Annotated in this window: 18 protein-coding genes; 12 read left to right on the forward strand and 6 right to left on the reverse strand. The window is 48.0% G+C overall.

The window, feature by feature from the left end; translation table 11 throughout:
• The first annotated feature begins 261 nt into the window (after positions 1–261).
• Complete coding sequence (gene polA / locus SG35_RS00645; protein ID WP_044835267.1) at positions 262–3,000, forward strand: DNA polymerase I; 2,739 nt, start codon at positions 262–264, stop codon at positions 2,998–3,000.
• Positions 3,001–3,629: 629 nt separating this feature from the next.
• On the opposite strand, the gene SG35_RS00650 is transcribed toward polA, so the two are convergent.
• The 3 genes from SG35_RS00650 to SG35_RS00660 form a co-directional block, all read right to left on the reverse strand.
• Positions 3,630–4,565: an alpha/beta fold hydrolase gene (locus SG35_RS00650; protein ID WP_044835268.1), complete on the reverse strand. Its 936-nt coding sequence runs from the start codon at positions 4,563–4,565 to the stop codon at positions 3,630–3,632.
• Positions 4,566–4,739: 174 nt separating this feature from the next.
• Positions 4,740–5,195, reverse strand: coding sequence for a hypothetical protein (locus tag SG35_RS00655; protein ID WP_044835269.1), 456 nt, complete (start codon positions 5,193–5,195; stop codon positions 4,740–4,742).
• Positions 5,196–5,221: 26 nt separating this feature from the next.
• Positions 5,222–7,198, reverse strand: coding sequence for a methyl-accepting chemotaxis protein (locus SG35_RS00660; RefSeq protein ID WP_044835270.1), 1,977 nt, complete (start codon positions 7,196–7,198; stop codon positions 5,222–5,224).
• Between the two features lie 364 nt (positions 7,199–7,562).
• Here SG35_RS00660 and SG35_RS00665 point away from each other — a divergent pair, with 364 nt between their 5' ends.
• The 6 genes from SG35_RS00665 (at position 7,563) to SG35_RS00690 (ending at position 12,214) form a co-directional block, all read left to right on the forward strand.
• The gene (locus tag SG35_RS00665) at positions 7,563–8,162 is read left to right on the forward strand and encodes an energy transducer TonB (RefSeq protein ID WP_044835271.1); all 600 of its coding nucleotides are present in this window, start codon (positions 7,563–7,565) and stop codon (positions 8,160–8,162) included.
• 1 nt (position 8,163) lies between these two features.
• Positions 8,164–8,730, forward strand: a complete 567-nt coding sequence (locus SG35_RS00670; protein ID WP_053043351.1) for an RNA polymerase sigma factor — start codon at positions 8,164–8,166, stop codon at positions 8,728–8,730.
• A 41-nt stretch (positions 8,731–8,771) separates the two neighbouring features.
• Positions 8,772–9,506, forward strand: a complete 735-nt coding sequence (locus tag SG35_RS00675) for an energy transducer TonB (RefSeq protein ID WP_160298376.1) — start codon at positions 8,772–8,774, stop codon at positions 9,504–9,506.
• A gap of 83 nt (positions 9,507–9,589) precedes the next feature.
• A complete protein-coding gene (locus SG35_RS00680) occupies positions 9,590–10,291 on the forward strand; it encodes an SIMPL domain-containing protein (protein WP_044835273.1) in 702 nt (233 codons plus the stop codon).
• A gap of 309 nt (positions 10,292–10,600) precedes the next feature.
• Positions 10,601–11,293 carry a PEP-CTERM sorting domain-containing protein gene (locus tag SG35_RS00685; RefSeq protein ID WP_044835274.1) on the forward strand — a complete coding sequence of 231 codons (693 nt, stop codon included), beginning with the start codon at positions 10,601–10,603 and terminating at the stop codon, positions 11,291–11,293.
• A gap of 264 nt (positions 11,294–11,557) precedes the next feature.
• Positions 11,558–12,214, forward strand: a complete 657-nt coding sequence (locus SG35_RS00690) for an esterase/lipase family protein (protein ID WP_044835275.1) — start codon at positions 11,558–11,560, stop codon at positions 12,212–12,214.
• 374 nt (positions 12,215–12,588) lie between these two features.
• Here SG35_RS00690 and yihA read toward each other — a convergent pair whose 3' ends face one another.
• Positions 12,589–13,233, reverse strand: a complete 645-nt coding sequence (gene yihA / locus SG35_RS00695; protein ID WP_044835319.1) for a ribosome biogenesis GTP-binding protein YihA/YsxC — start codon at positions 13,231–13,233, stop codon at positions 12,589–12,591.
• A gap of 213 nt (positions 13,234–13,446) precedes the next feature.
• On the opposite strand from yihA, the gene SG35_RS00700 reads away from it, so the two are divergent.
• The 5 genes from SG35_RS00700 (at position 13,447) to SG35_RS00720 (ending at position 20,391) form a co-directional block, all read left to right on the forward strand.
• Positions 13,447–14,682: a c-type cytochrome gene (locus SG35_RS00700; protein ID WP_160298377.1), complete on the forward strand. Its 1,236-nt coding sequence runs from the start codon at positions 13,447–13,449 to the stop codon at positions 14,680–14,682.
• A 521-nt stretch (positions 14,683–15,203) separates the two neighbouring features.
• The gene (locus SG35_RS00705; RefSeq protein WP_044835276.1) at positions 15,204–15,824 is read left to right on the forward strand and encodes a c-type cytochrome; all 621 of its coding nucleotides are present in this window, start codon (positions 15,204–15,206) and stop codon (positions 15,822–15,824) included.
• Positions 15,825–16,114: 290 nt separating this feature from the next.
• Positions 16,115–16,744, forward strand: coding sequence for a paraquat-inducible protein A (locus SG35_RS00710; RefSeq protein WP_044835277.1), 630 nt, complete (start codon positions 16,115–16,117; stop codon positions 16,742–16,744).
• Positions 16,734–17,363 (forward strand): paraquat-inducible protein A, encoded by a 630-nt coding sequence (locus SG35_RS00715; protein ID WP_044835278.1) that lies wholly within the window; start codon positions 16,734–16,736, stop codon positions 17,361–17,363. The genes SG35_RS00710 and SG35_RS00715 overlap by 11 nt, the downstream gene beginning before the upstream one ends.
• Complete coding sequence (locus SG35_RS00720; protein WP_084692942.1) at positions 17,353–20,391, forward strand: PqiB family protein; 3,039 nt, start codon at positions 17,353–17,355, stop codon at positions 20,389–20,391. The genes SG35_RS00715 and SG35_RS00720 overlap by 11 nt, the downstream gene beginning before the upstream one ends.
• Before the next feature lie 42 nt (positions 20,392–20,433).
• Here the strand turns inward: SG35_RS00720 and thiE are convergent, their stop codons facing one another.
• Together thiE and SG35_RS00730 are read right to left on the reverse strand one after the other, a co-directional pair.
• On the reverse strand, positions 20,434–21,963 hold the full coding sequence (thiE, locus tag SG35_RS00725) for a thiamine phosphate synthase (RefSeq protein WP_337993188.1): 1,530 nt from the start codon (positions 21,961–21,963) through the stop codon (positions 20,434–20,436).
• 95 nt (positions 21,964–22,058) lie between these two features.
• The gene (locus tag SG35_RS00730; protein ID WP_044835280.1) at positions 22,059–22,862 is read right to left on the reverse strand and encodes a thiazole synthase; all 804 of its coding nucleotides are present in this window, start codon (positions 22,860–22,862) and stop codon (positions 22,059–22,061) included.
• Positions 22,863–22,882 lie beyond the last annotated feature (20 nt).

Below are 22,882 nucleotides of genomic sequence, written 5' to 3' on the forward strand. Positions count from 1 at the left end.
TTAAGTTTTTATCCACATACAATAAAGAATAATAATTGTGCGGTAAAAGGCTGAACAAACCACCTTTTATCAACAAAATCATGCCTTTAATTTATAAATAAACATATCAGTTTTTAATTGATGTGGATTCGCCTGCATCTTTTCAACAAAGTTATCCACAGATGCCACCTAGAATATTGAGCTAATTCCCTGCTGCCGGTAGAGACAAGTTCCGGAATATGGCATGCTAGCGTCACTTTTATTTTCAACCGTAAAAAAATCATGACAACGTCTTCATTATCTCCGCTTATTCTCGTCGATGGCTCCTCGTATTTATTCCGTGCTTATCATGTTCCTTACCTTCAGGCACTGTCGACTGCCGATGGTCAGCCTACCGGGGCGATTACCGGGGTGCTGAATATGATCAACAGCCTGAAAAAAGACTACCCTCAGGGTAATGTCGTGGTGGTTTTTGATGCCAAAGGAAAAACTTTCCGTAATGATCTTTATCCGGAATATAAAGCCAACCGTCCGCCGATGCCGGAAGATTTGCGCTGCCAGATAGCGCCTATCCACGAGATTATCGGCGCCATGGGATTGCCTTTATTGGTCATTGAAGGGGTAGAAGCCGATGATGTTATTGGCACCCTGGCGCGCCAGGCCTGTGATCTGGGCATAGAAACGGTGATCTCCACCGGTGATAAGGATATGGCCCAGCTGGTAAGCCCGAATGTCAGGCTGATCAATACCATGACCAATGTAGAGATGGATGAAGCCGGGGTTGTGGAAAAATTCGGGGTGAAACCGGACCGGATCATAGATTATCTGGCGCTGATGGGGGATAAGGTCGATAACATCCCCGGGGTGGAAAAATGCGGCCCGAAAACTGCGGTTAAGTGGCTGACTGCCTACGACAGTTTAGACGGGGTCATTGCCAATGCCGACCAGGTAAAAGGCAAGGTAGGGGAAAACCTGCGGGCGGCACTGACCCAGCTGCCGTTATCCTATGAACTGGCCACCATCAAGCTCGATGTCGAGCTGGAGCAGGGGGTTAGCGAGTTACAGCCGAAAGAGGCGGATGTTGAAGCCCTGACGTCTCTTTATCAAAAATTTGAATTACGCCGTTTGCTTGCGGACCTGACTTCCGGCAAGGGAGCGGGTGACAAAGGTGACGAAGGTGAAGCCGAGGAAAAAGCCGAACAGCAAGTTGAGGCTGATTACGACATTATTTACGAGCAGGCAGCTTTTGAAGCCTGGCTGAAAGAATTAACGGCAGCGGATTATTTTGCCTTTGATACCGAAACCACCAGTGTCGATTATATGAAAGCCGAACTGGTTGGTTTGTCTTTTGCGTGTCAGCCGGGTAAAGCTGCCTATGTGCCGTTAAAACATGATTATGAAGATGCCCCCGAGCAACTGGATATCGACTATGTGCTCGGTAAATTAAAGCCTTTGCTGGAAGATAAGAATAAAGCCAAACTTGGCCAAAACCTGAAATACGATGCCAATGTGCTTTCCCATTATGATATTGAGCTCCAGGGTGTGGCATTTGATACCATGATAGAATCCTATTGTTTAAACAGTGTCGCCACCCGCCACAATATGGATGCATTGGCAGAAAAGTACCTGGGTTATAAAACCGTACATTTTGAAGATATTGCCGGTAAAGGGGCCAAGCAGCTGACGTTTAACCAGATAGAAATCGAAAAAGCGGGTTTTTATGCCGCCGAAGATGCTGATATTACCTTGCGGTTGCACCAGGCTATTTACCCGCAGTTGGAAAAATCTGCCAATCAGTTAAGTGTTTATAATGACATTGAATTGCCGCTGATGCCGGTGCTGGCGAAAATGGAGCAGCACGGGGTCTTGATCGATTGTGATCTGCTGGATCAGCAAAGCCAGAGCTTAGGCAAACGACTGGAAGAGCTGGAAGTGGAAGCCCATAACCTGGCAGGAAAATCCTTTAACCTCGGCTCGCCTAAGCAGTTGCAGCAAATTTTATTTGAAGAGCTGAAAATCCCGGTGATCAAGAAAACTCCCAAGGGGGCACCTTCTACCGCAGAAGAAGTGTTACAGGAGCTGGCGCTGGATTATCCGTTGCCGAAACTTATCCTGGAAAACCGCGGCCTGAGTAAGCTTAAATCTACCTATACCGATAAGTTGCCGTTAATGGTTGCCGGGAAAACCAACCGGGTGCATACCTCCTATCATCAGGCGGTAGCGGCCACCGGACGTTTGTCTTCCACCGATCCTAACCTGCAGAATATTCCGATCCGCAGTGAAGAAGGGCGTAAGATCCGCGAGGCCTTTATCGCCCCGCAAGACCATAAAATTGTCGCCATCGATTACTCGCAAATTGAATTGCGTATTATGGCGCACCTGTCCGGTGATGCCGGTTTAGTGAGTGCCTTTGCCCAGGGACGTGATGTTCACCGGGCGACGGCGGCAGAAATTTTTGCCGTAGACCTGGATCAGGTTACCGGCGATCAGCGCCGCAGCGCCAAGGCCATTAACTTTGGTTTGATTTACGGTATGTCGGCATTTGGCTTGTCCAAACAGCTGGATATCGGCCGCCACCAGGCGCAGCAATATATGGATAAGTACTTTGAACGTTATCCGGGCGTATTGACCTATATGGAAGATACCCGGGCACAGGCTACCGAGCAGGGTTATGTTGAAACCCTGTTTGGCCGTCGCTTGTATCTGCCTGATATCAAATCGAAAAATCAGATGCGCAAAAAAGGCGCCGAGCGCGCCGCTATCAATGCTCCTATGCAGGGCACGGCGGCAGATATTATCAAGAAAGCGATGTTGGCGGTAGACAGCTGGATCACAGAGCAAAACGATCCGCGCATTAAAATGACGATGCAGGTACACGATGAACTGATTTTTGAAATTCATCAGGATATCGTTGAAGAAACCACGGCTAAACTGGTGGAGATCATGAATAATGCCGTTGATCTGGATGTACCGTTAATTGCCGAAGCCGGTATCGGCGATAACTGGCATCAGGCCCATTAAGTTATCGTTTACTTTCACAGGCAGGCTGGGATTGGAGGCTGTGGATTTCATCGGGACATAAAATATTTTATTTTATGTGAAATTATCTTAACAGCTAACGGTTCTTATTAAGTGAACTACCTTTGATCTCTGAAAGTATTTTACAAGCCCCTTTTTGGGGCTTTTTTTATGCCCAAAATGACGGGGCAGGGCTCTGGCTCCGGACAAATCTTCATTGCTATCACCTGCTTTGGTTGTTTTCTTACAAAAAACATCTCTAAAATCATAGTGAAGCCCCTGTTTTTCCTGTGTTTGTAATAAAAACACAGAAACTGTAAAAAAATTACATTTTTTGCTTTACTTCCTTAGAGTGGTTACTCTATAATGAACTTGTTCCTAACGCGAACGCTTGTTGTAATTTTTTGTATATTCTAGCTTTCCTCATAGCTATAGGCCGATAGTCAGACTGTCGGCTTTTTTTTGCCTGAAATTTAGCAGAATGTCGTTTAAATGAAAGTTGATGTTTTATTACGAATATTTGGCCGGGTAGGAAAAAGCAGCAATATCAACGCTCTATTGCTGCAATCAATGGCTTAATAGCGATTGCCGGAAGGGAAGCTTCTTCTGATTTTTCTTTAGTTTTCTTTTGGTTATACCTGGTTGTTATTTTGCTCTATTTCTTTTTGTTGTAGCCATTGCAGCACCCGGGGAAAATGATCATCAACCGCTTCCGCGGCGGTGAGCATATTCAGGTGATCGTAATCGAGTTTATTGCCCGCTTTTTTACTGAGCAGCTGGTAGCTGGCGTGTTTCAGGCAAGATTCAGACATAAATAATTTAACATCGCTGCGGTGTCCCAGGCTGAAATCGCGGATGGCGGCGAAATAGTGGATCGGCGGCAGCACCTGATTTTTAGCGGCCTGGGCGTAATCGAAATTATCGTCGCTGTCACGCCAGTGGTCGTTTTTGACCCAGGAGACACATTGCCTGTGGGTTTTTAACGTTTCGTTATCGGCGCCGAATTTGAGCTTTTTGGCCGGCAGATAACCAAAAGATTTACTGAGCAGCGGGCTAAAGCGGTTCCAGAAAAACTCTATTTTCAACAGGCGTTCGAAATTTTTAACCCGCACCCGGCGTTTACTGCCAAAATAAACGCCGCTGATCACTTTGTCACCCAGATGGGGAAAGCGTAATAGCATGGCATTGAGGTAAACCCCGCCCCAGGAATGGGCCGCCAGATGTAGCTTAGGTTGCTGGCTGTGTTCAAGGATAAAATCTATGATCGCCGGCAAGTCATGACAAATGGTCTCGCTCTGGCCATGTAAACTGTGTTTGCCTATTTTAGGCGTGCTTTTGCCTATGCCGCGCAGGTCTGCTACGTATACCTGGTAACCCTGTTTGGCCAGATAGCTGCCGAGTCCTTTGCCGCTGGGATGATAAAAGATGCGACCGTCTTCCACCATGCCGTGTACCATCAATACCGGCAGGCCTTTTTTATCTTGATCTCCGGCGTGGGCTTTATTGATGGACATCAGGTGTAACCGGCTGCCGCAGGGCAGGGGCAGATAAAGAGATTGATATAACATAACCGCGCTTAACAGGATAAAAGTGATGGCATTCTTGGTGCTGTGCTCATGAACAGAACACCAAAGAACAGGTACTACCAGTTACTATACTAATTGCCGTTAAAAAGCACAATCACCCCTATGCAGGCATTTTGCTCCTGATAGGGGCGGCAAGCTTATATCAGCAGGCACCTTTTACTTTACCTGCCAGCGTAAATTGTCATTGAGGAAAACAGTGACCTGGTGATCGCTATTGTCTTCCAGATCTTCCTGGTCGTCATCCCAGCCGTGATAGCTGTGGTTGTTAATGGCGGTCAGGTTGTAGACCTGGCTGTCGTAAGGGAAGGTTTCCCCCGGGGCGGCATTTTCTATCATCACGTATTCGTCGTTGTCGTCAAAGTATTCTTTTACTGCGGTCAGCAGATCCTGCTCTGTGTTGATCTGTTCCAGATTGAGTTCTGTGATGCAGATTTTATCCTTATCCCTGACTTTTATATGTAAGCCCCGGTTATGGGGGCTGTTGAGGGGGTAGCTGACATCCCGGTTGATATTCACCAGCAGTTCAACATCCTGCGCCTTTATTCGAGTGGGGATAATTGTGGTGGCGTGCACCTTATGGCCGCTATCATCAATTTTGTAACCTAGTTCCATGGTTGAGCTCCTTTTTAGTATACTGCTTATACTTTAAAGGCTCCTGTAACATCCTGCAACGTGGTAGCCAGTTGCGCCTGTTCTATTGCCGTGGCGGCAATCTGGCTGGCGCCAGTGGTGGAGGCCATAGATTTTTGCTCAATATTGACAATACTTTTCGCCACATCCTGGCTGACGGTTGCCTGTTCTTCAACTGAAAAGGCAATTTGGTTGATCATTTTAAAAATACCGCTGACAGACTGGCTGATTTCCTTCAGGCTTTGTTCAACTTTCATTGAACCTTCAACGGCTTGACTGGCTTTTTCTTTACTGGATTCAATGACACTGAAAGCAGAATCGACATCGGTTTGCAATGAGCCGATAAAGCTTTCTATTTCTGTGGTGGATTCCTGGGTGCGTTGTGCCAGGGTTCTGACTTCATCGGCAACCACAGCAAAACCACGGCCCTGCTCCCCGGCCCTGGCAGCTTCAATGGCGGCATTCAGGGCGAGCAGATTGGTTTGTTCTGCCACGGACTTGATTACATCAACCACTTGGGTGATATTAGCGCTGCTTTGATGTAATTGCGTCATTCTCTCGGTTAAGTGATTGATTTCATTGGCAAGGCTTTCAATTGCCTGGTAAGACTCCTGCACAACTTTGACCCCTTGCTGTGCCTGTTCATTGCTGGCTTTGGCCGAGTCTGCGGCAAGCTGGGTATTTGAGGCCATTTCATTTGCATTTGAGGATAGTTCTTCGATGGCGGTAGAGATAACCCCGAGTTCGTCTTGCTGCTCGGCCATGGCGTTTGAATTATGCTCACAGGTGGTCGAGGTTTGTTGTGCGGTGGCGGCCAGGGAGGATGTTGAGGATGAAATTTCTCTGATGGCGGCGGTAAATTTTCCCAGAGTGAGGTTAAGGTTTGACGATATTTGCCCCAATTCGCTCTTATTAGACAGTTTTGCCTGTACCGTCAGGTCATTGTTGTTCCTGACCTGGGTCATCACTGATGTCAGGTCAATGACACCAGCGCTTAATTCTTTGATGATGTAGATGCTTATGCCGCCTGCCGATACGAGCAATATGGTGCTGAGTAAAATATTTAGCAGCATGGATTGTTTGGCGTCATCCTTGACGGTCATGGTTAATGATTTCAGTGAATCGCTGAGCTGAGTTTCAATTTTTTTCAGTTGGCCGATGCGATTGGTGGACTGGGTAAACCAGTGTTTGGCATCGACATTAAAGGGAGGTGTATTATGTTCGGCAATGGCTCTTAAACGGATAACTTCTTTAACCGAGGTGTTATCCAATTGTTGTTGGTAAAAGTGTTGATTTTCCGGGTTGGTAAAAGTATTAAAATTATCGAAGTAATTGTTTTGCTCCGAAACCAGGGTAATAAACCTTGTTAGCAGGCCGTCAGCAAAGTGGCCACGGGAAAAAGTATTGCTCAGTACCGCACGTTCGACACCGGCCCTTTCTTTTCCTTCTAAAAAGTTATAATAAGCAATGGTTTCCCGGGTTACTTCAGGATGAGAGCTGATTTTTGCAATCAGGGGGGAAACACTGATCAAGGTTTTGTTTAAGTTACCAAAAAAAGCCAGTGTCTCTGAAATCTGAACGGATTGATTATCTATTTTGCGCCTGAGACTGAGCAGCTGCTCAAGCTGATTGGTTATATCTTTGTTTAGCAGGTTAACTTGTTTTTGGAATTGGTTGTCTTGCCAATAATTGCTGTGTTGACTCATTTTGGAGTCTGTAACTTTTCTTTGTTGCTTGAGCTCAGTGGCGAAGCGCTTTCCCTGTGAACCGAGAAAGACTGCAGACATACCGCGTTCTTTTTGCAGTTCATGCACCAGTTCACTGTAAACCACGGAAAGTTGTGTCAGCCGGGTCAGTTGTGAAGCTTCATTTGTGGTGGCGGCGCTTTGGATGATGGAGGAAAGGCTAAACCATAAAAAACCCAGTAAAGGTAAGGTTAGCAACATGATAATTTTGAGCTTAAAAGAAATGTCGGAAAACTTCATATTGAATCCCTTCTATTTGTTGGTGTCGTCGTTACCTCTTGGCTACATGAGTCGAAAGCCTATCTGATCCATGGTAAAGGCAAGTTTAGTTGCTATTTGGCATTTGAGGAAATGAGTTAGCTTGTTCTGATATTCGCTTTATTATGGTTTTTGTTTAACCTACTGAATTTATTTGATTTAAGTAGGTGTTAAAAATTTTTATAAAAAAGTTAAAATTATTTAACCCCATTTGCCCCGGCCGTGCGTTTAACTCATAAGCAGGCATAACAACCGGGGGCCTGCCGTGTGATCACACCTCGCTTGATGCTTAAAGGAAATAAGTGTCATGAGCTAATCAAATTTATAAGATTTACGAGGAAGCAACATGAAAAGAACAATCGCTTTAATGCCGTTAGCGGGCATGATTACTTTTGGCTTATTTGCCTTTATGGCTTTTTTAATTCGCAATGACCAGCTTACTCCTATTGTCGGGGAGCCTATGCCGGTGATAGAAGTGGCGCAAACCCCGGAAGATTCTGAGGTGGAAACGAAACCGAAAACGCTATTGCAGCCGCCGGTGCCGCCCGCTCCTATGCCAAAAAGTAATATGATGCCGACCCAGGAAGGTATGGACACCAGTTTTGTTTATCAGCCGGCGACGGTGGATTTAGGCAGCAGCGTCAGCACAGGTATTTTTGACGGTGCGGCCGATACCGATGCCAGACCGATAGTGCAGATCCCGCCTAAATATCCAATGGAGGCTCTGAGTAGCGGCATTGAGGGCTGGGTATTACTGGCTTTTGATATCGATCCTTTAGGCGGGGTGGAAAATGTCAAAGTATTGGAGGCAAATCCTAAGCGGATTTTCAACAAAGCAGCGAAGCAGGCGTTAAGAAAGTGGAAGTATCGTGCTAAATTAGTTGACGGCACGGCAGTGGCGCAGAAGAACCTGACGGTGCAATTAGATTTTAATATGGAAACCTGATTTGAAGTTACCTGCAAAAATAAGGGGTTGGTTTAATCCAAAAGCCAACCCTGAAAAATTACTGGCGAATTATATTGCCACCAATAACAAGCAGGCGCTGGCGTTATTGGTGGAGCAATTTAACCTGCCGCTTTATCACTACTTAGTGAGCCAGTCGGATAAAGAGCTGGCACAAGACGTATTGCAAACGAGCTGGCTAAAGGTTATGAAGGTAAAAGAAAGCAGCAAAGCGCACACCAATGTTAAAAGTTGGTTGTTTACCATCGTCCGTAATACCCTGAACGATGAACTTCGCCGCCAGCAAAGGTGGCAATGGCAGGACGTTGAGCAGCCGTTGTTGACGGGGGAGCCACTGGAAAAAACATGTGAACTGAGCGATAAGCTGGCTAAATTTAACCGGGTGGTTAACCAGCTGCCATTTTTTCAGCGGGAGGTGTTTATTCTCCAGCAGGAAGGTTTTTCCCTGCTGGAAATTTGTCAGCTGACCGATGAAAGCTTTGAAACGGTGAAAAGCCGTTTACGTTATGCCCGGACCAATATCAAAAAACTAATGGGGCCTGAGCTATGAGGCAGGCACAGCACAATATTGCCAACGGCAAAGGTAAAGACATGAACAAAAACGCTGAAGCACAGGATCTGGCTTTTGAGCAGGAAATACATGCCCTATATCAGCAGAGAAAAAACCAGCTGCAGCCTCCCGAAATCAAATTATCAGGACAGGGGATGGCCGGCAGCAGTTACCTGGCCTGGATGCGCCCCTTGTTGTTTTTGTTTGGCGGCGGTGTTGTCTCATTTGGTTTGATGGCGCTGGTGAGCCACTTTGCCGGTTACCAGCAGCAAACTCAGGCTGTGCCTGAACCGGAGCAAAGGTTTATCCATCTGGCACCCGAACCTGAGCCAGAGGAGCAGCAAGCGGTAATTGCCGTTATCCCCCCTCTGCCGCCAAAAGTGGTACCTCAGCCGCCTGAAGTTTCGCCGGTATTGACGGCGGATCGCCATCAGCAAGTGGGTAATAGCGGCGAATTTAACTGGCAGGTGAATACCTCTCAAGAAACGGCCTTTCCTGAGCTTAAACAGCCGGGGTTAGCATTAACTCCCACATATAAAGTTATGCCGGAATATTCGGTAAAAGCACGGCAAAAAGGACAACAAGGGGAGGTAAAACTTGGTTATAAAATCAATCAAGCCGGGCAGGTGACCGATATTCAGGTGATTGATGCCAGTGTCGGCCGTGAACTGCAAAAATTATCCCGCCAGGCGCTGGCCAAATGGCGTTATCAGCCTGGTACCGCCGCAGGGCAGCAACATCAGGTGGTCTTTGAGTTTAGCCTCAATGGCGGCTGAATATAAGCAAGCCGTTAACGTTCGATAACATACAGATAAATATTAAATTATTGAAAATAAAATTAATTAGTAAGGATTACATTATGCGTATATTAGTAGGTTTATGTCTGGCTATTTTCAGCTTTTCATCTTTGGCAGCAGCGATCCCGGACTCGCCCCATGTGTATGTTAAAGGCCGGGGCAAAATTTCAGTGTTGCCGGATTTGGCGGAGATCTCTTTTTCTGTGATCCGCCGTCACAGCGATTTAATCCAGGCAAAAAAAGAAGCCGATACCTTATCCGCCAACATCATTAAAATTGCCGAAGAGTATGAGATTGCCAAAGAAGATATTTCCGCGTCAGAGCTGTTTATCCAGCAAGAAATGCAATACGACCGGGAAGCGGGCAAGCAGGTGATCACCGGCTTTAAGGTGAGCCGAAATATCCAGTTTTATCTTAAGAAAATTGATCTGTATTCACGTTTGATGCAAAGCCTGGTGAATGCCGGCATCACCCAGATAAACGGCATCCGGATGATGGCGTCCAATGCCGAAGACCTGCAAAAACAAGCACAGAAACTGGCTATTGCCGATGCCAGGGCGGCAGCGGAAGAGCTGGCAGACGGTTTTGAAGTAAAAATAGCCAGGCTTTACCGTGCAGCCAAAGAGCCGATCCGCGGGGAGCAGCCTTATGCCACCATGGAGAGCATGAGGGATTCGGCCCCCGCCAATATTGTTGAAGGGGCTTTTGAACCCGGCTCTATTACCATAGAGCAAGTGCTGTATGCGGTATATCTGATCGAATAAGGGCTAAGACGGCTGGGGGGGAAATTGTTTTAGCGGCTCCAGATGTAAGCTGTAGTCATGTATGCTAAGTCGCTATTGCCCCATTAAATTAACACTTTGCACCGAATAAAAGCTAGGCAAGTAAATTTTTTGTAAGTGTAAGTATTCTTTACAGTTATTTGTTTTTTGTTTTGTGCTTAATATCTAGTTCTTTGTTTTTTATCTGATTTTGTTAGTTGGCGTTAAAGTTGCTATAATGTAAGGAAAATGAAACTAAAATGCTGCTAGTTTTAGTTTGCTGTCAATTTTATAAAAATAAAGGAACGTCCAGTGAAAAAATTACTTACCTTAGTTGCCGTATTAGGTTTGAGTACTCAAGTTTATGCTACCCCGATTGATCTGAGTAACTGGACCGAAACCCCGGGGGGAGACTGGTTACTGGCCGCCGACGGTTCCGGTGTCTTTCAGGCAGACAATGGCCAGGCAACTTTTTTTCTGAGTGAAGATAATTATATTAACAGAGAATTCAGCGGTACTTTTGGCGTTGAAACCAGCAGCGATGATGATTTTATCGGTTTTGTCTTTGGTTATAACAACAGCAATGACTATTTGCTGTTCGACTGGAAGCAAGGTTGGCACAGCTCGGCCGAATCAGGTTTTACTTTGTCCCAGATCAGCGGAACTAATGTGGATTTATGGGGCCATAGCGGTAGCGACCTTACCGTACTTGCATCCGACTATACCACCAGAGACAGCTTCAAAGGCTGGTTAGATAATACCAGCTACAATTTCACTTTGGGTTTTACCGATAGCAATATTCGTATTGATATTGACGGTAACACCATTTTTGATGTTGACGGTTCATTCAATGAGGGTAAGTTTGGTTTCTATAATTATTCACAATCACATGTCCGTTATAGCGGTTTTGAAGAAACCTTAAGCGAAACCGTGCCGGAACCTTCTACTTTGGCTATTTTCGCTTTAGGTGTTATGGGGTTAGCTGCACGCCGTTTTAAAAAATAAGCAGGTTTATTTATCTCGGGCTGATTGCCGAACAGTATAAAAAAGCACCATGATTTTGGTGCTTTTTTACAGGTGGAACTATATCCAGCATGCTTAAAGATGATTTATAAAAGGCCGTATAATCAAAGCTGCTGTTTACTTGATAAAGAGCGCTATAACTTATCCGCTATTTTTATGACAGTTTTTGTGATTTAGTGCGATATTCACCGTTATTACTTTTTAGTCTATGCCTGTCAAAGCTGGCAGGCAGGAAGAAAGTCACAGATGACTAATCCCGAAAACGTTATTTTACTCCATGGACTGGCTCGTAGCGCCAGTTCGATGCAACGCATGGAGCAATGCTTAATTGCCCAAGGTTATGCGGTGATCAATGTTGACTATCCATCGCGTCATTATCCGATAGAAGTTCTGGCAGAAAAAGTGATCCCGCAAGCTTTGCAACAATGTGGTGATGGTGAAATCAGTTTTGTGACCCACTCCATGGGGGGGATCTTAGTCCGGCAGTATTTAAGTCAGCATAAAATAGCCCGACTGAATAAAGTGGTGATGCTTGGACCTCCCAACAAAGGCAGTGAAGTCGTGGATAAGCTTGGTAAGTTTCCCGGCTTTCATCTGCTAAACGGTGATGCAGGCATGCAGCTTGGTACGGGAAAATTAAGTGTTCCCAATCAATTGGGACAGGCTGATTTTAATCTCGGAATTATTGCAGGCACCCAAAGTATTAATTGGCTGCTATCGTTGTTAATACCGGGGAAAAATGATGGCAAAGTGTCTGTGGAACGAACCCGGCTTGAAGGTATGAGGGAACATCTGGAAATGAATACCACTCATCCTTTTATGATGAAAAACGACAAGGTTATTGAACAGGTTATCCATTATTTGCAAACGGGAAAATTCCGTTCTTATCAACTTAAAAAGTAATGAGTACTTATATAACAGTTGCTTGTGTGATTGTTGTTGGCGGCTACGGAATACCGGCAGAGCTTTTTTCGGCTAGAATTGATTAATTATTAAAAAATTAGAGCAACTACTTTACTTTTGTAGAGTAACAGCTCTATAATGATCCTGTTCCGAAAAGAACGCCTGTTGTAATAATTTGTATATTCTAGCTTTCCCCATAGCTAATACGCCGGTGATAGTTGTCACCGGTTTTTTTATGCCTGCGAAAAAGTGGCTTTTGATAATTTATTTTATGGTGAAAAAATCTGACAGGGCAGGAGTTTTACTGTTTTTGGGGGGCAGTGAGGTCGCCGCCTGCGTTGTTTTCAGGCGGCAAAAAAGTATGGTTTTTGCTGTTATGCTTCTATTTCGCCTTCACTTTCATCTTCGGTAATATCATCCTCGAACCACTGGCAAATGACATTGTTGGCCTGTTCGACCCCGGTGCGTTTCAGGGAGGAGAAAGCCATGACCTGGATATCGGCATCTAAGGCGGCAAGGGTTTTTCTTACCTGCAATACTTCACTGTTACGTTTGCCCTGTTTCAATTTATCGGCTTTGGTTAATAGCGCCAGCACCGGTAACCCGCTGTCGGCAGCCCATTGGATCAAATCCATGTCCAGGTCTTTTAACGGATGACGGATATCCATTAATACCACCAGCCCCTTAAGGCTCTCGCGTTTTTGCAGGTACTCTCCCAGCGCTTTTTGCCATTTCTTTTTCATTTCCAGCGGTACTTTGGCAAAACCGTAACCGGGTAAATCCACCAGGCGCTTGTTTTCGGCGATTTCAAAGACGTTGATCAGCTGGGTGCGCCCGGGGGTTTTACTGGTTCTGGCCAGGCTTTTTTGCCGGGTTAGGGTATTGAGGGCGCTGGATTTTCCGGCGTTTGATCGGCCAGCAAAGGCTACTTCGATGCCGCCTTCAGCGGGTAAACTGCGAATATCGGGTGCGCTGATGGTAAACGTGGCTTTTTGTAGATTAATGGCTGACGATGACAAGGGATTATCCAATTACAATTGCAAAAAAGGCTATTATATCTTTTTTTTGCCGGTAAATAATGCAATTCCCTTAGAAATACTGTGAGTTTTTTTTCTACTGCCGTTACACGCGGGAGATATTCGTGTAAAATGCTGCCACTTTTTTATCATATATTTATCAAAATCCGGAAAATAGCCCGGGTATTTGATCAACCGGAAGCAGAGAGCCAGTTAATGAAAAAGATTATTTTTTCGCTATTGTTCGGGTTAAGCCTGATAAATGTTGCATCAGCAGCAGGTAATGCGGAAGCGGGCAAAACAAAGTCAGCCATGTGTGCCGCTTGCCATGGTCCCACGGGGATTGGCGCCGCTCCTAACTATCCTAACCTTGCCGGCCAGCACGCCGATTATATCGTTAAGCAGCTGAAAGCTTTTAAAGACGGCAGCAGGAAAGATCCGGTTATGGCGCCTATGGCCGCCGGTTTATCTGAAGCGGATATGGCGGATCTGGGTGCCTATTTTGCTGCACAAAGCCGCAGCGGGGGAGCAACGGATACCGCTGCCGCCGGCACCGGCGCAGCACCGGCAGCGCCTGCCGCTCCGGCTTTTGTTCCTGATCCCCTGGTAGGTAAAGGCTTGTATGAATTCGGTGATAATTCCCGCACTATCGTGGCCTGTATCAACTGTCACGGTAAAGACGGTAACAGTGACGTTTTAGTGAACCCTAACTTGTCGAAGCAGCATTCCCAGTATATCGAGAAGCAGCTGAAAAATTTCAGAGCTAAAGATCGTGTTAACCTGGCCATGAATACCTTCACCGAGAATATGACGGATGAAGACATTGCCAATATCGGCGCTTATTTTGCCGATACCAAGGCAGTTGCCCATCAGCAGGGCAGAAAACCGGTTGCACCTTTAGCCCTGGCCGCCGATGTTGCTGCCGGTAAAGCCAAAGCGGCAACTTGTACCGCCTGTCACGGCGCCGACGGTAATGCCATGGTGCCTATGTATCCTAAGCTGGCGGGACAAAGTGCCACTTATATCGCCAAGCAGCTGGCGGACTTTAAAGCGGGCGGCACCAGTGGTCGTAACGACCCGGTAATGGCGCCTATGGCAGCTGCTTTATCTGAGCAGGATATGCAGGAATTAGCCAGTTACTTCTCGGCGCAAAAAGTGAGCCCGGGTAACGGCAAGGCGGATCAGGCCGGTAAAAAATTATACTTAGGCGGTGACGTTGAGCGTGAAATTACCGCTTGTGTTGCCTGTCACGGCATTCAAGGTGAAGGCATGACTTATGCCGGTTTCCCTGCGATCGGCGGACAAAGTGTTGAGTACCTGACCAGCCAGCTGGAGAAATTCCGTACCGGTGAGCGCGCCAACGATAAGAACGGTATGATGCGTAATATCGCCATGAACCTGTCTAAGAAAGATATTGCGGCATTAACTCAATATATGTCGTCACTAAAATAAGCTTTCTGCTGTAAAGTGAGTTTTTGAAAAGCCGGTTGCCGCAAGCAACCGGCTTTTTTAATACATGGAAGTATATATCCAGCGGGTTCAGGGATGAGCAGGAGCCGGGTTTATACAGGAAGTATGTATCCAGCGGGCTCAGGGATGAGCAGGAGCCGGGTTTATACAGGAAGTATGTCAACTTATAGGCTCCCGGCATAAGTTAAGTACTTACGTCCTGTAAGTAATCCAGCGCTTACCTGATAAAAAACGGATGAGCAGGAGCCGGGTTTAGTGCCGGGAATTACGATATATAGCTGTTGCCAGTTTACAGTCCCGAAGGTATCCGGCGTTTAAATTTTCACTGATTTCACCAATATCTGCTGGTTTTAAAGGATTTTTCCCTTTCTGTTCTTACACCGGGGCCGGAATCGTGTAAAATGCTGTCACTTTTTCATCATTTCCGTCAGTTAACGATATTGCTACAGGCAAACGGCCGAAGGCAGACAAGTAACTGCTGACAACAAGCAGAGAGCAACATAATGAAAAAAATGATCTTTTCACTTCTGTTAGGCTTAGGTCTAGTCAATAGCGCTTTAGCCCTTGAAGGCAATGCCGAAGCCGGTAAAGCCAAATCCGCAATGTGTGCCGCCTGTCACGGCGCCGACGGTAACAGCCCGGTACCTATTTATCCTAACCTGGCGGGACAAAGCGGTGCTTATATCGCCAAGCAACTGGCGGATTTTAAAACCGGCTCAGCCACCGGCGGCAAGCAAGGGCGAAACGATCCTGTGATGGCGGGTATGGTTGCGGCGTTATCCGAGCAGGATATGGCGGATTTAGGTGCTTTCTTTGCTGCGCAAACACCGGCTCCCGGCAAGGGCGCTGCCAATGCAGCGGGTAAGAAGTTGTATTTCGGCGGTCAGGCCAAACGCAAGATCACTGCCTGTGTTGCCTGCCACGGCGCTGACGGTAAAGGTATGGCAAGTGCAGGCTTCCCTGCCGTTGCCGGTCAGAACCTGGATTACCTGAAAGCTCAGTTGGTTAAGTTCCGCGAAGGTACCCGCGGCAACGATAATAACAGTGTGATGCGTAATATCGCCATGAGACTTTCTGATGATGATATTGCGGCGATTTCCGAACATATGGCATCGCTTAAATAAGCTCATTTATCAAAGCAGATAATAAAAACCAGCTAAGGTCTTAGCTGGTTTTTTTATACATGGAAGTATGTCGACCTGATCTTCAGATGGAGAGGGCTCCCGGCATAAGTTAAGTACCTACATCCTGCAGGCAATTCAGCGTGCTTGAGGATGAGCCGGAGCTGGATTTATATAAGGAAGCAACGGAACGGTAGTATTAGGTTTCATCTTTTCTCAAGAAATTTTTGCCATTGGCATCAAGGGCTTCTTATCGTAAACTCAAGATAAAATCTTTTGCGGTAATATCCTGAATGTCTGCCGAGCCAGTGAATTATGATCAGATGATCGCCTGCCCCCAATGTGACGGCTTGTCAACCAAGCCGTTATTAAAGGAAGGACAAAAGGCGGTTTGTAAAAGGTGTGGCGGTAAGGTGCTGGAACGAAAACGGGATCCCATCCGCAGAACCCTGGCGGTGGCGCTGGCGGGCTTGCTGTTACTGATCCCGGCAATGATTTTACCCTTGATCGGCGTCAGTGCCGTTGGCCTGTTTAACCAGGCGTCTTTACTCGATTGTATTGCGATTCTGATCGCCAATGACTATTACCTGATTGCCATCAGTTTGACTATTTTTACCCTGGCGGTGCCGGTTATCCGCTTGTTGGCGGCGCTTTATATTTCCTGGTGCATCCGGATGAAGCGTATCACCCCGGCGCTGGTGCATTTTTTCCGCTCTTACCACCAGCTCGACAGCTGGACCATGTTGCATGTGTTTTTATTGGGCATCATGGTGTCTATGTATAAGTTGGTGGCGCTGGCGGAATTATCCATCGGCCTGGGGCTGGTGGCTTTTATCCTGCTACTGATTTGCTCTACTTTGGTTTCTGTCACTTTAGATAAGCATTATATCTGGGAGCAGCTGGAGGCCGGTTGTGAATACTGACGGCCCGGTAAAAACCGCCAGACAGGCGGGGCTGGGACAATGCCTGAAATGCCATAAGCTCAATGTGATCACCCATAAAAACCAGCGTTGCAGCTGCTGCCAGGCCAAGGTCTCGCTGCGTAAATACCGGAGTCTGGAATATACGCTGGCCTGGACGATTGCCGCTATCATTGCTTTTTTTCCCGCCAACCTGTATCCGATCATGATTTTTACCTCCCTGGGCAGTCCAGAGGCGTCGACGATTTTATCGGGTATAGAAACTTTTATTCAGCTCGGCATGTATCCGGTGGCGCTGGTGGTGTTCATCGCCAGTTTTATTGTGCCCCTGGGCAAGATGCTGGGTTTGATCATCTTGATCATTACCGTGAAAAGCGGTTCCAAGGTCGATCCGAAACACAGGACCCAGCTTTATCATTTGGTGGAATTTCTTGGCCCCTGGTCGATGCTGGATGTCTTTGTGGTGGCCTTGATGGCGGCGGTGGTGAATTTAGGTTTTATTACCTCGATAGAGGCGGGGCCGGGCATCAGCTATTTTGCCCTGATGGTGATCTTTACTATGTTTGCCGCGGAGAGTTTTGACCCCCGGCTATTATGGGATAATCTCGATAATGACGACTGAACAACAGCAAGAATCCAGTTTTGAAGTAAAGGAAAGAGAACGTATTTCCGCGGTCTGGCTGGTGCCGCTGATCGCCCTGATTTTCGGCGCCTGGTTATTGTTTAAGGCGATCTCCGAACGCGGCGTGTTTATTACGGTGCAGTTCGACAGCGCCATGGGCATAGTGGCGGGGAAAACCGAGGTGCGCTATAAGGGGCTTACTGCCGGTTTGGTAACGGGCATAGATGTTTCTGAAGACCTGCAAAGTGTCATAGTGGAAATTGAAATGATCAACAAATCCGCCCGCTCCCTGACCGACAAGGCCCTGTTCTGGTACGTCACCGCCGATGTTTCTGTACAGCGGGTCAGCGGCCTGGACACCCTGTTTTCCGGCAGTTATATTAATTTCCAGCCGGATATTAAAGAAGAAGGCAAAGAGCAGCGCCACTTTATCGGCCTGGATCAGCCGCCGGCCCAGAACCTGGCGGTGCCGGGTTTGCATATTACCCTGCAAACCGATTCCCTGGGTTCCCTGGCCCGGGACTCTTCGGTGACCTTCAGACAAATCAAGGTCGGTTATATTACCGGTTTTGATTATGATGACAGCAGCCAGCTGATAAACGTCAATGCCTTTATCGAGCCTGAATATGCCCACCTGGTGAAGCAAAATTCACGTTTCTGGAATGCCAGCGGCATAGAAGCCAGTGCCTCGTTATCATCCGGGGTCAAGCTCAGAACCCAGTCGCTGGCCTCGATTATTTCCGGCGGGGTGGCGTTTGACGATCCCGCCCATGAAGCGCTTTTGTCTGAGGCAAAAAATGGCGATGAATTTCCCCTGTACGCCAGTTTTCAATCGGCGGAACTGGCCCATGAAATTGAGCTGATCCTTAACTGGGACTCCGGCATAGATGTCGGCGCCGCTATCATGTACCAGGGCATTAACTTAGGAGTAGTGGACTCGGTTACCGACATAGATACCGAGCAAAGAAAGATCACCGCCAAGGCAAAAGTTGACCCCAGGATGGTCCCCTATCTGAAAGAACAAACGGCCCTGTATGTAGTCTCGCCGGAAGTGGACTTTAAAGGGGTCACCAATATTCAGACCGTGTTGCTGGGGCCGCATATCGGCATCCGTCCTTCTACCGAGGGCGAGCCGCGTTCGAGTTTTACCGTGTATAACCGCAAACCCGCCTATAACTACAGCGAGCCGGGACTACATCTGGTGTTGTCCGCCACTAATGTTGCCTCTATCCACGCCGGTACCGGCATCTTTTATAAGAAAAACCATGTCGGCAGTGTCCAGGGGGTCGAAGCCCTGGGGCCGGATGAATTTTTAGTGCATATTTTTATCAAGCCCGAATATCAGCATTATGTTGCCGCCGACAGTCGCTTCTGGAATGCCAGCGGCATGAAGATCAGCGGCGGTTTGCAGAAATTTGAAGTGAAAGCCCATTCGCTGCAAACCATGCTGGCGGGAGGCATCACCTTCGATAAGGGGCTGGGGAAAAACCAACAGCGGGTGAAAAACGGCGATTTGTTTGCGTTATTTGCCGATGATGAAATCGCCAAACAAAGAGTGCTGTTTGAACTCAGCACGGCGCCGGTCAATGGCCTGAAAGCGCAAACCCGGATCATGTACCGGGGACAACAAATCGGCTCGGTACATGCTATCAACAGCCACCGGCAAGAGAGTATTCTTGAGGCGGGAATCTTGCCGGAATTCGAGTTTCTCTTACGGCAACACAGTCAATTCTGGCTGGCCAAACCCAGATTGAGCCTATCCGGGCTGACAGATACCGATGCCTTGTTTGGCGGTGCCTATATCAGTGTCAACCTGGGGCAGGGGGAGGAAAAAAGACACTTTACCCTGCTCGATAACCCACCGGAAAAACATGCCAGCCATACAGGTTTACAGTTAACCCTGACGGCGGATAATGCCCAGGTTGCCATGCCCGGCAGCCAGATCAGTTACTTGGGGATCACCGTCGGCCAGGTGGATAATGTCGCCTTGTCCGGGGATGAAAAAAGTGTCGACCTCCATATTTCCATTGATGAAGCGTATCGTCACCTGATCCGCGCCGACAGCCGCTTTTATAATGCCAGCGGTATTACCGTCAGCGGCAATCTCGGCAATTTTATCGTCAAAACCGAATCCATGGACAGTTTGTTAACCGGCGGTATCAGCTTTTATAACCCGCAAAGCCAAGTGACCAGCTTGCCCGTGGCGGAAGGGGATAATTTCACCCTGTATCATAATATCGAACATGCCAGATCTGCCGGCAGCACTATTGTTTTGCACTTTGACGATGTCAGTGCCTTAAAGGCGAATATGAAGATCAAATATCATGATCAGCAGGTGGGGCTGACGGAGCGGGTGATTTTCGATAAAAACGGTTATGGCGCCAAAGTGATCGCGTTTTTAAATGATGATGCCGCCAAGTTTACCCGTATTGGTGCCAAGTTCTGGCTCAGCAAACCTGAGCTTGGCCTGGTGGGGACCAAGCACCTGGATGCGATACTCGAGGGGGGCTTTATCAGTGCCTTGCCCGGGGATATCAATAAGGCGGTGAAAAACGAATTTACCGCGGAGCAAATGCCGCCTGTGGTTAAAGCTTTGCCTTATGGTTTAAATGTTGAGTTATCGGCCAGCCGTTTAGGTTCGGTCAGGGTGGGGGATCCCGTATTATACCGCCAGGTGAAAGTGGGCAAAGTGATCGGGGTTGATCTGGCTGCCAGCGGCGACAAGGTCAGTATCTTTATCAATATCCCGCAGCGTTACGCGCCGCTGGTCACGGCGCAAAGCAAATTCTGGAATGCCAGCGGCATCACCTTGGAAGGCGGTGTTTTCTCCGGTGTCGATATTCGTTCAGAGTCTCTGGAAACCCTGCTTGCCGGCGGTATCGCTTTTGCTACGCCTGAGCCGGGAAGTAACGGCGGGGCAGAGGCCGTTGATAGCGGAAAAATCGGTGTTTTTACCTTATATGATAAAGTCCGGGATGAATGGCTTGAGTGGCGACCAAAACTCTTTTTACAGGAACTCAGCGAATAATCCCTGATTAATATTTTAAAGGGGATTATTCGCTGAGGCAGGTTAACCCGCCATCAACTGCCGGAAACGGTTAACGGCCTGCTCCGGCTCGGCCGCCAGGGTGATGGCGGTAACTACGGCCATAGAGTCGACGCCGGTTTGCCAGACCTTGGCGGCCCGTTCCAGGTTGATGCCGCCGATCGCCACCACGGGGATATCCGTGGCCAGGGCCAGTAACCGGGATAAATTATCCAACCCTTGTATCTGGCCGGTCATATCTTTGGTTTGGGTGGCAAAAATGGCGCCTATTGCCAGATAAGAAGGCTTCAGCTGTTGTGCCCGTAAAAATTCATAACAGCCGTGGGTACTGATGCCCAGACGTAATCCCGATTCTTGTATTTGCGCCAGGTTGGCGCTGTGCAAGTCTTCCTGACCCAGATGCACACCATAAGCCCCGTGTTTAATGGCCAGTTGCCAGTGGTCATTGATAAACAGCCGGGTATTGTAGGACCTGGCCAGTTTGACCGCATCTATGATGATTTGCTCCAGCGTTGCCGGATCGGTATTTTTAATCCTGAGCTGAATGATTTCTAACCCCAGGGGCAGCAAGCGTTCGAGCCAGGCCAGGGAATCGATAACCGGGTAGAGACCGAGCTTTTTGTCGTCTTGCCGCCCTGTGCCTAAGGAGGCAAAAGGTGCTGTTAACTTTGTTTCTGCATCTGGGATAACCTTGGGAAAATATTCGGCTTCACGGGGCCAGCCCTGCTGTTCAAAAGCGCCGTAATAACTTTCTTCTCCCTGATAAACGCTTAACCCCTGGTTGATAAAGGCTTTAGTCAGGGTAAAGGCATCGCGTAGCAGGTAACCCTGGCTGATAAAGGCACCGAGGGCGCTGGCAAAGCTGCAGCCGCCGCCGTGGGAGTGGCTGGTGTGATAGCGATGGGAGCTTAACCGGTAGCTGATACTGTGCTCTGTTGCTTGCGGGATATAGTGAAACCCGGTATCCAGGCAATAATCATCACAAGTATGCTTCTGGCTGTGGCCCCCTTTAATAATGCAGGCCTTGGCGCCCAGCTGGCAAATAGCTGTCGCCAGCGCTTGCTCTGACGCCTGGCTGCTTAGACCCGTTAACGTCCGGGCTTCCTGCAAATTCGGGGTAATGATATCTACCAGGGTTAATAACGACAGTAACTCGGCCCGGGTGAGGGAAGATAAATAGCCGCCGACACTGGCCTGGCCCACGGGATCATAAATCACCGTCAGATCCGCTACCTGCTGTTTCAATTTGATCAGGGTCAGGCTCAACCAGTTCAGCTGATAGCTGTTGGCTACCTGGCCGATTTTAATGACATTAGGCGGTTTATCCGGCAGCAAGGCATCGACTTGTTGTTGTAAAACATCAATATTGACCGGGTTGATGCTGAGCACTTGCTGTGAGTTCTGTACCGTATTGGCGGTAATTAAAGTGCAGACCTCCACTGCCAGGCTAAAGCCGGTTTTAATATCGGCGGCGATACCGGCGCCGCCGGAGCAGTCAGAGCCGGATATGGTCCACAGGACAGGTTTTTTCTTTGAAGTTGGCATTCGATTCATGTTATCGGGCCCCCGGAGTTGATTGCGCCGGAAGTGGCTGGCCATATGGGGAGCTTGTTGGTGGCCGGGAGTGCTTTGGAAAATATATCGTCATATCACTGTCCTCCCGGCTGGTGCCAGAAGGGGGTATCTAAGGTCGGGGTACTCGGATGTGCGGTTTGCCTGGGTTGCATGATACCGGCGACATAAGCCTGGCTGCCGGCCTCTATGCCCTGGGCAAAGGCCCGGGCCATTTGCACCGGGTTATCCGCCAGGGCGACGGCACTGTTGAGCAGGATAGCGTCATAACCCATTTCCATGGCTAAACAGGCATCGGAGGGTTTGCCGATACCGGCATCTAAAATTAAGGTGGCATCCGGCAACCTTAAACGTATGGTTTCCAGGTTATAGGGATTCATTAAACCTTTGCCTGTGCCTATGGGGGAGGCCCAGGGCATGATCACCTGGCAGCCGAGGTCGTAAAGACGCTGGCATAATACCAGGTCGTCGGTGCAATAAGGCAGCACTTTAAAACCGTCCTGAAGTAAGGTTTCGGCGGCGCTTAGTAATTCAAACGGATCCGGCTGCAGGTTATAGTCGTCGCCAATTACTTCCAGTTTTATCCAGTCGGTGGCAAAAATTTCCCGGCTCATTTTTGCCAGAGTAACGGCTTCTTTGGCGGTTTTGCAACCGGCGGTATTGGGCAATAAAAAGCCCTTTGTCCGGGCAACGCATTCCCGGATATAACGCCAGATGGTTTCTCCCGCCAGCGCCGCCGGGTTTTGGCGTTTCAGTGACAGGGTAACCACCTGGGCACCGCTGGCGATAATTGCCTGCTTCATCACCTCAGGCGAGGGATACAGGGCGCTGCCGATCAATAACCGGCTATTCAGTGGCTGATCATAAATAGTTAAAGACATATCTTGCTCGCTATTAAAAT

It is taken from the genome of Thalassomonas actiniarum, assembly GCF_000948975.2.
Classification (GTDB): domain Bacteria; phylum Pseudomonadota; class Gammaproteobacteria; order Enterobacterales; family Alteromonadaceae; genus Thalassomonas; species Thalassomonas actiniarum.

Bases quoted from the DNA above. Each gene is read 5' to 3' on its own strand.
- SG35_RS00650 (WP_044835268.1), bottom strand. From the start codon at position 4,565: ATGTTATATCAATCTCTTTATCTGCCCCTGCCCTGCGGCAGCCGGTTA.
- SG35_RS00660 (WP_044835270.1), bottom strand. From the start codon at position 7,198: ATGAAGTTTTCCGACATTTCTTTTAAGCTCAAAATTATCATGTTGCTA.
- thiE (WP_337993188.1), bottom strand. From the start codon at position 21,963: ATGAATCGAATGCCAACTTCAAAGAAAAAACCTGTCCTGTGGACCATA.
- SG35_RS00720 (WP_084692942.1), top strand. From the start codon at position 17,353: ATGACGACTGAACAACAGCAAGAATCCAGTTTTGAAGTAAAGGAAAGA.
- SG35_RS00700 (WP_160298377.1), top strand. From the start codon at position 13,447: ATGAAAAAGATTATTTTTTCGCTATTGTTCGGGTTAAGCCTGATAAAT.
- SG35_RS00680 (WP_044835273.1), top strand. From the start codon at position 9,590: ATGCGTATATTAGTAGGTTTATGTCTGGCTATTTTCAGCTTTTCATCT.
- SG35_RS00710 (WP_044835277.1), top strand. From the start codon at position 16,115: ATGTCTGCCGAGCCAGTGAATTATGATCAGATGATCGCCTGCCCCCAA.
- SG35_RS00655 (WP_044835269.1), bottom strand. From the start codon at position 5,195: ATGGAACTAGGTTACAAAATTGATGATAGCGGCCATAAGGTGCACGCC.
- SG35_RS00665 (WP_044835271.1), top strand. From the start codon at position 7,563: ATGAAAAGAACAATCGCTTTAATGCCGTTAGCGGGCATGATTACTTTT.
- SG35_RS00675 (WP_160298376.1), top strand. From the start codon at position 8,772: ATGAACAAAAACGCTGAAGCACAGGATCTGGCTTTTGAGCAGGAAATA.
- SG35_RS00705 (WP_044835276.1), top strand. From the start codon at position 15,204: ATGAAAAAAATGATCTTTTCACTTCTGTTAGGCTTAGGTCTAGTCAAT.
- SG35_RS00690 (WP_044835275.1), top strand. From the start codon at position 11,558: ATGACTAATCCCGAAAACGTTATTTTACTCCATGGACTGGCTCGTAGC.
- SG35_RS00730 (WP_044835280.1), bottom strand. From the start codon at position 22,862: ATGTCTTTAACTATTTATGATCAGCCACTGAATAGCCGGTTATTGATC.
- polA (WP_044835267.1), top strand. From the start codon at position 262: ATGACAACGTCTTCATTATCTCCGCTTATTCTCGTCGATGGCTCCTCG.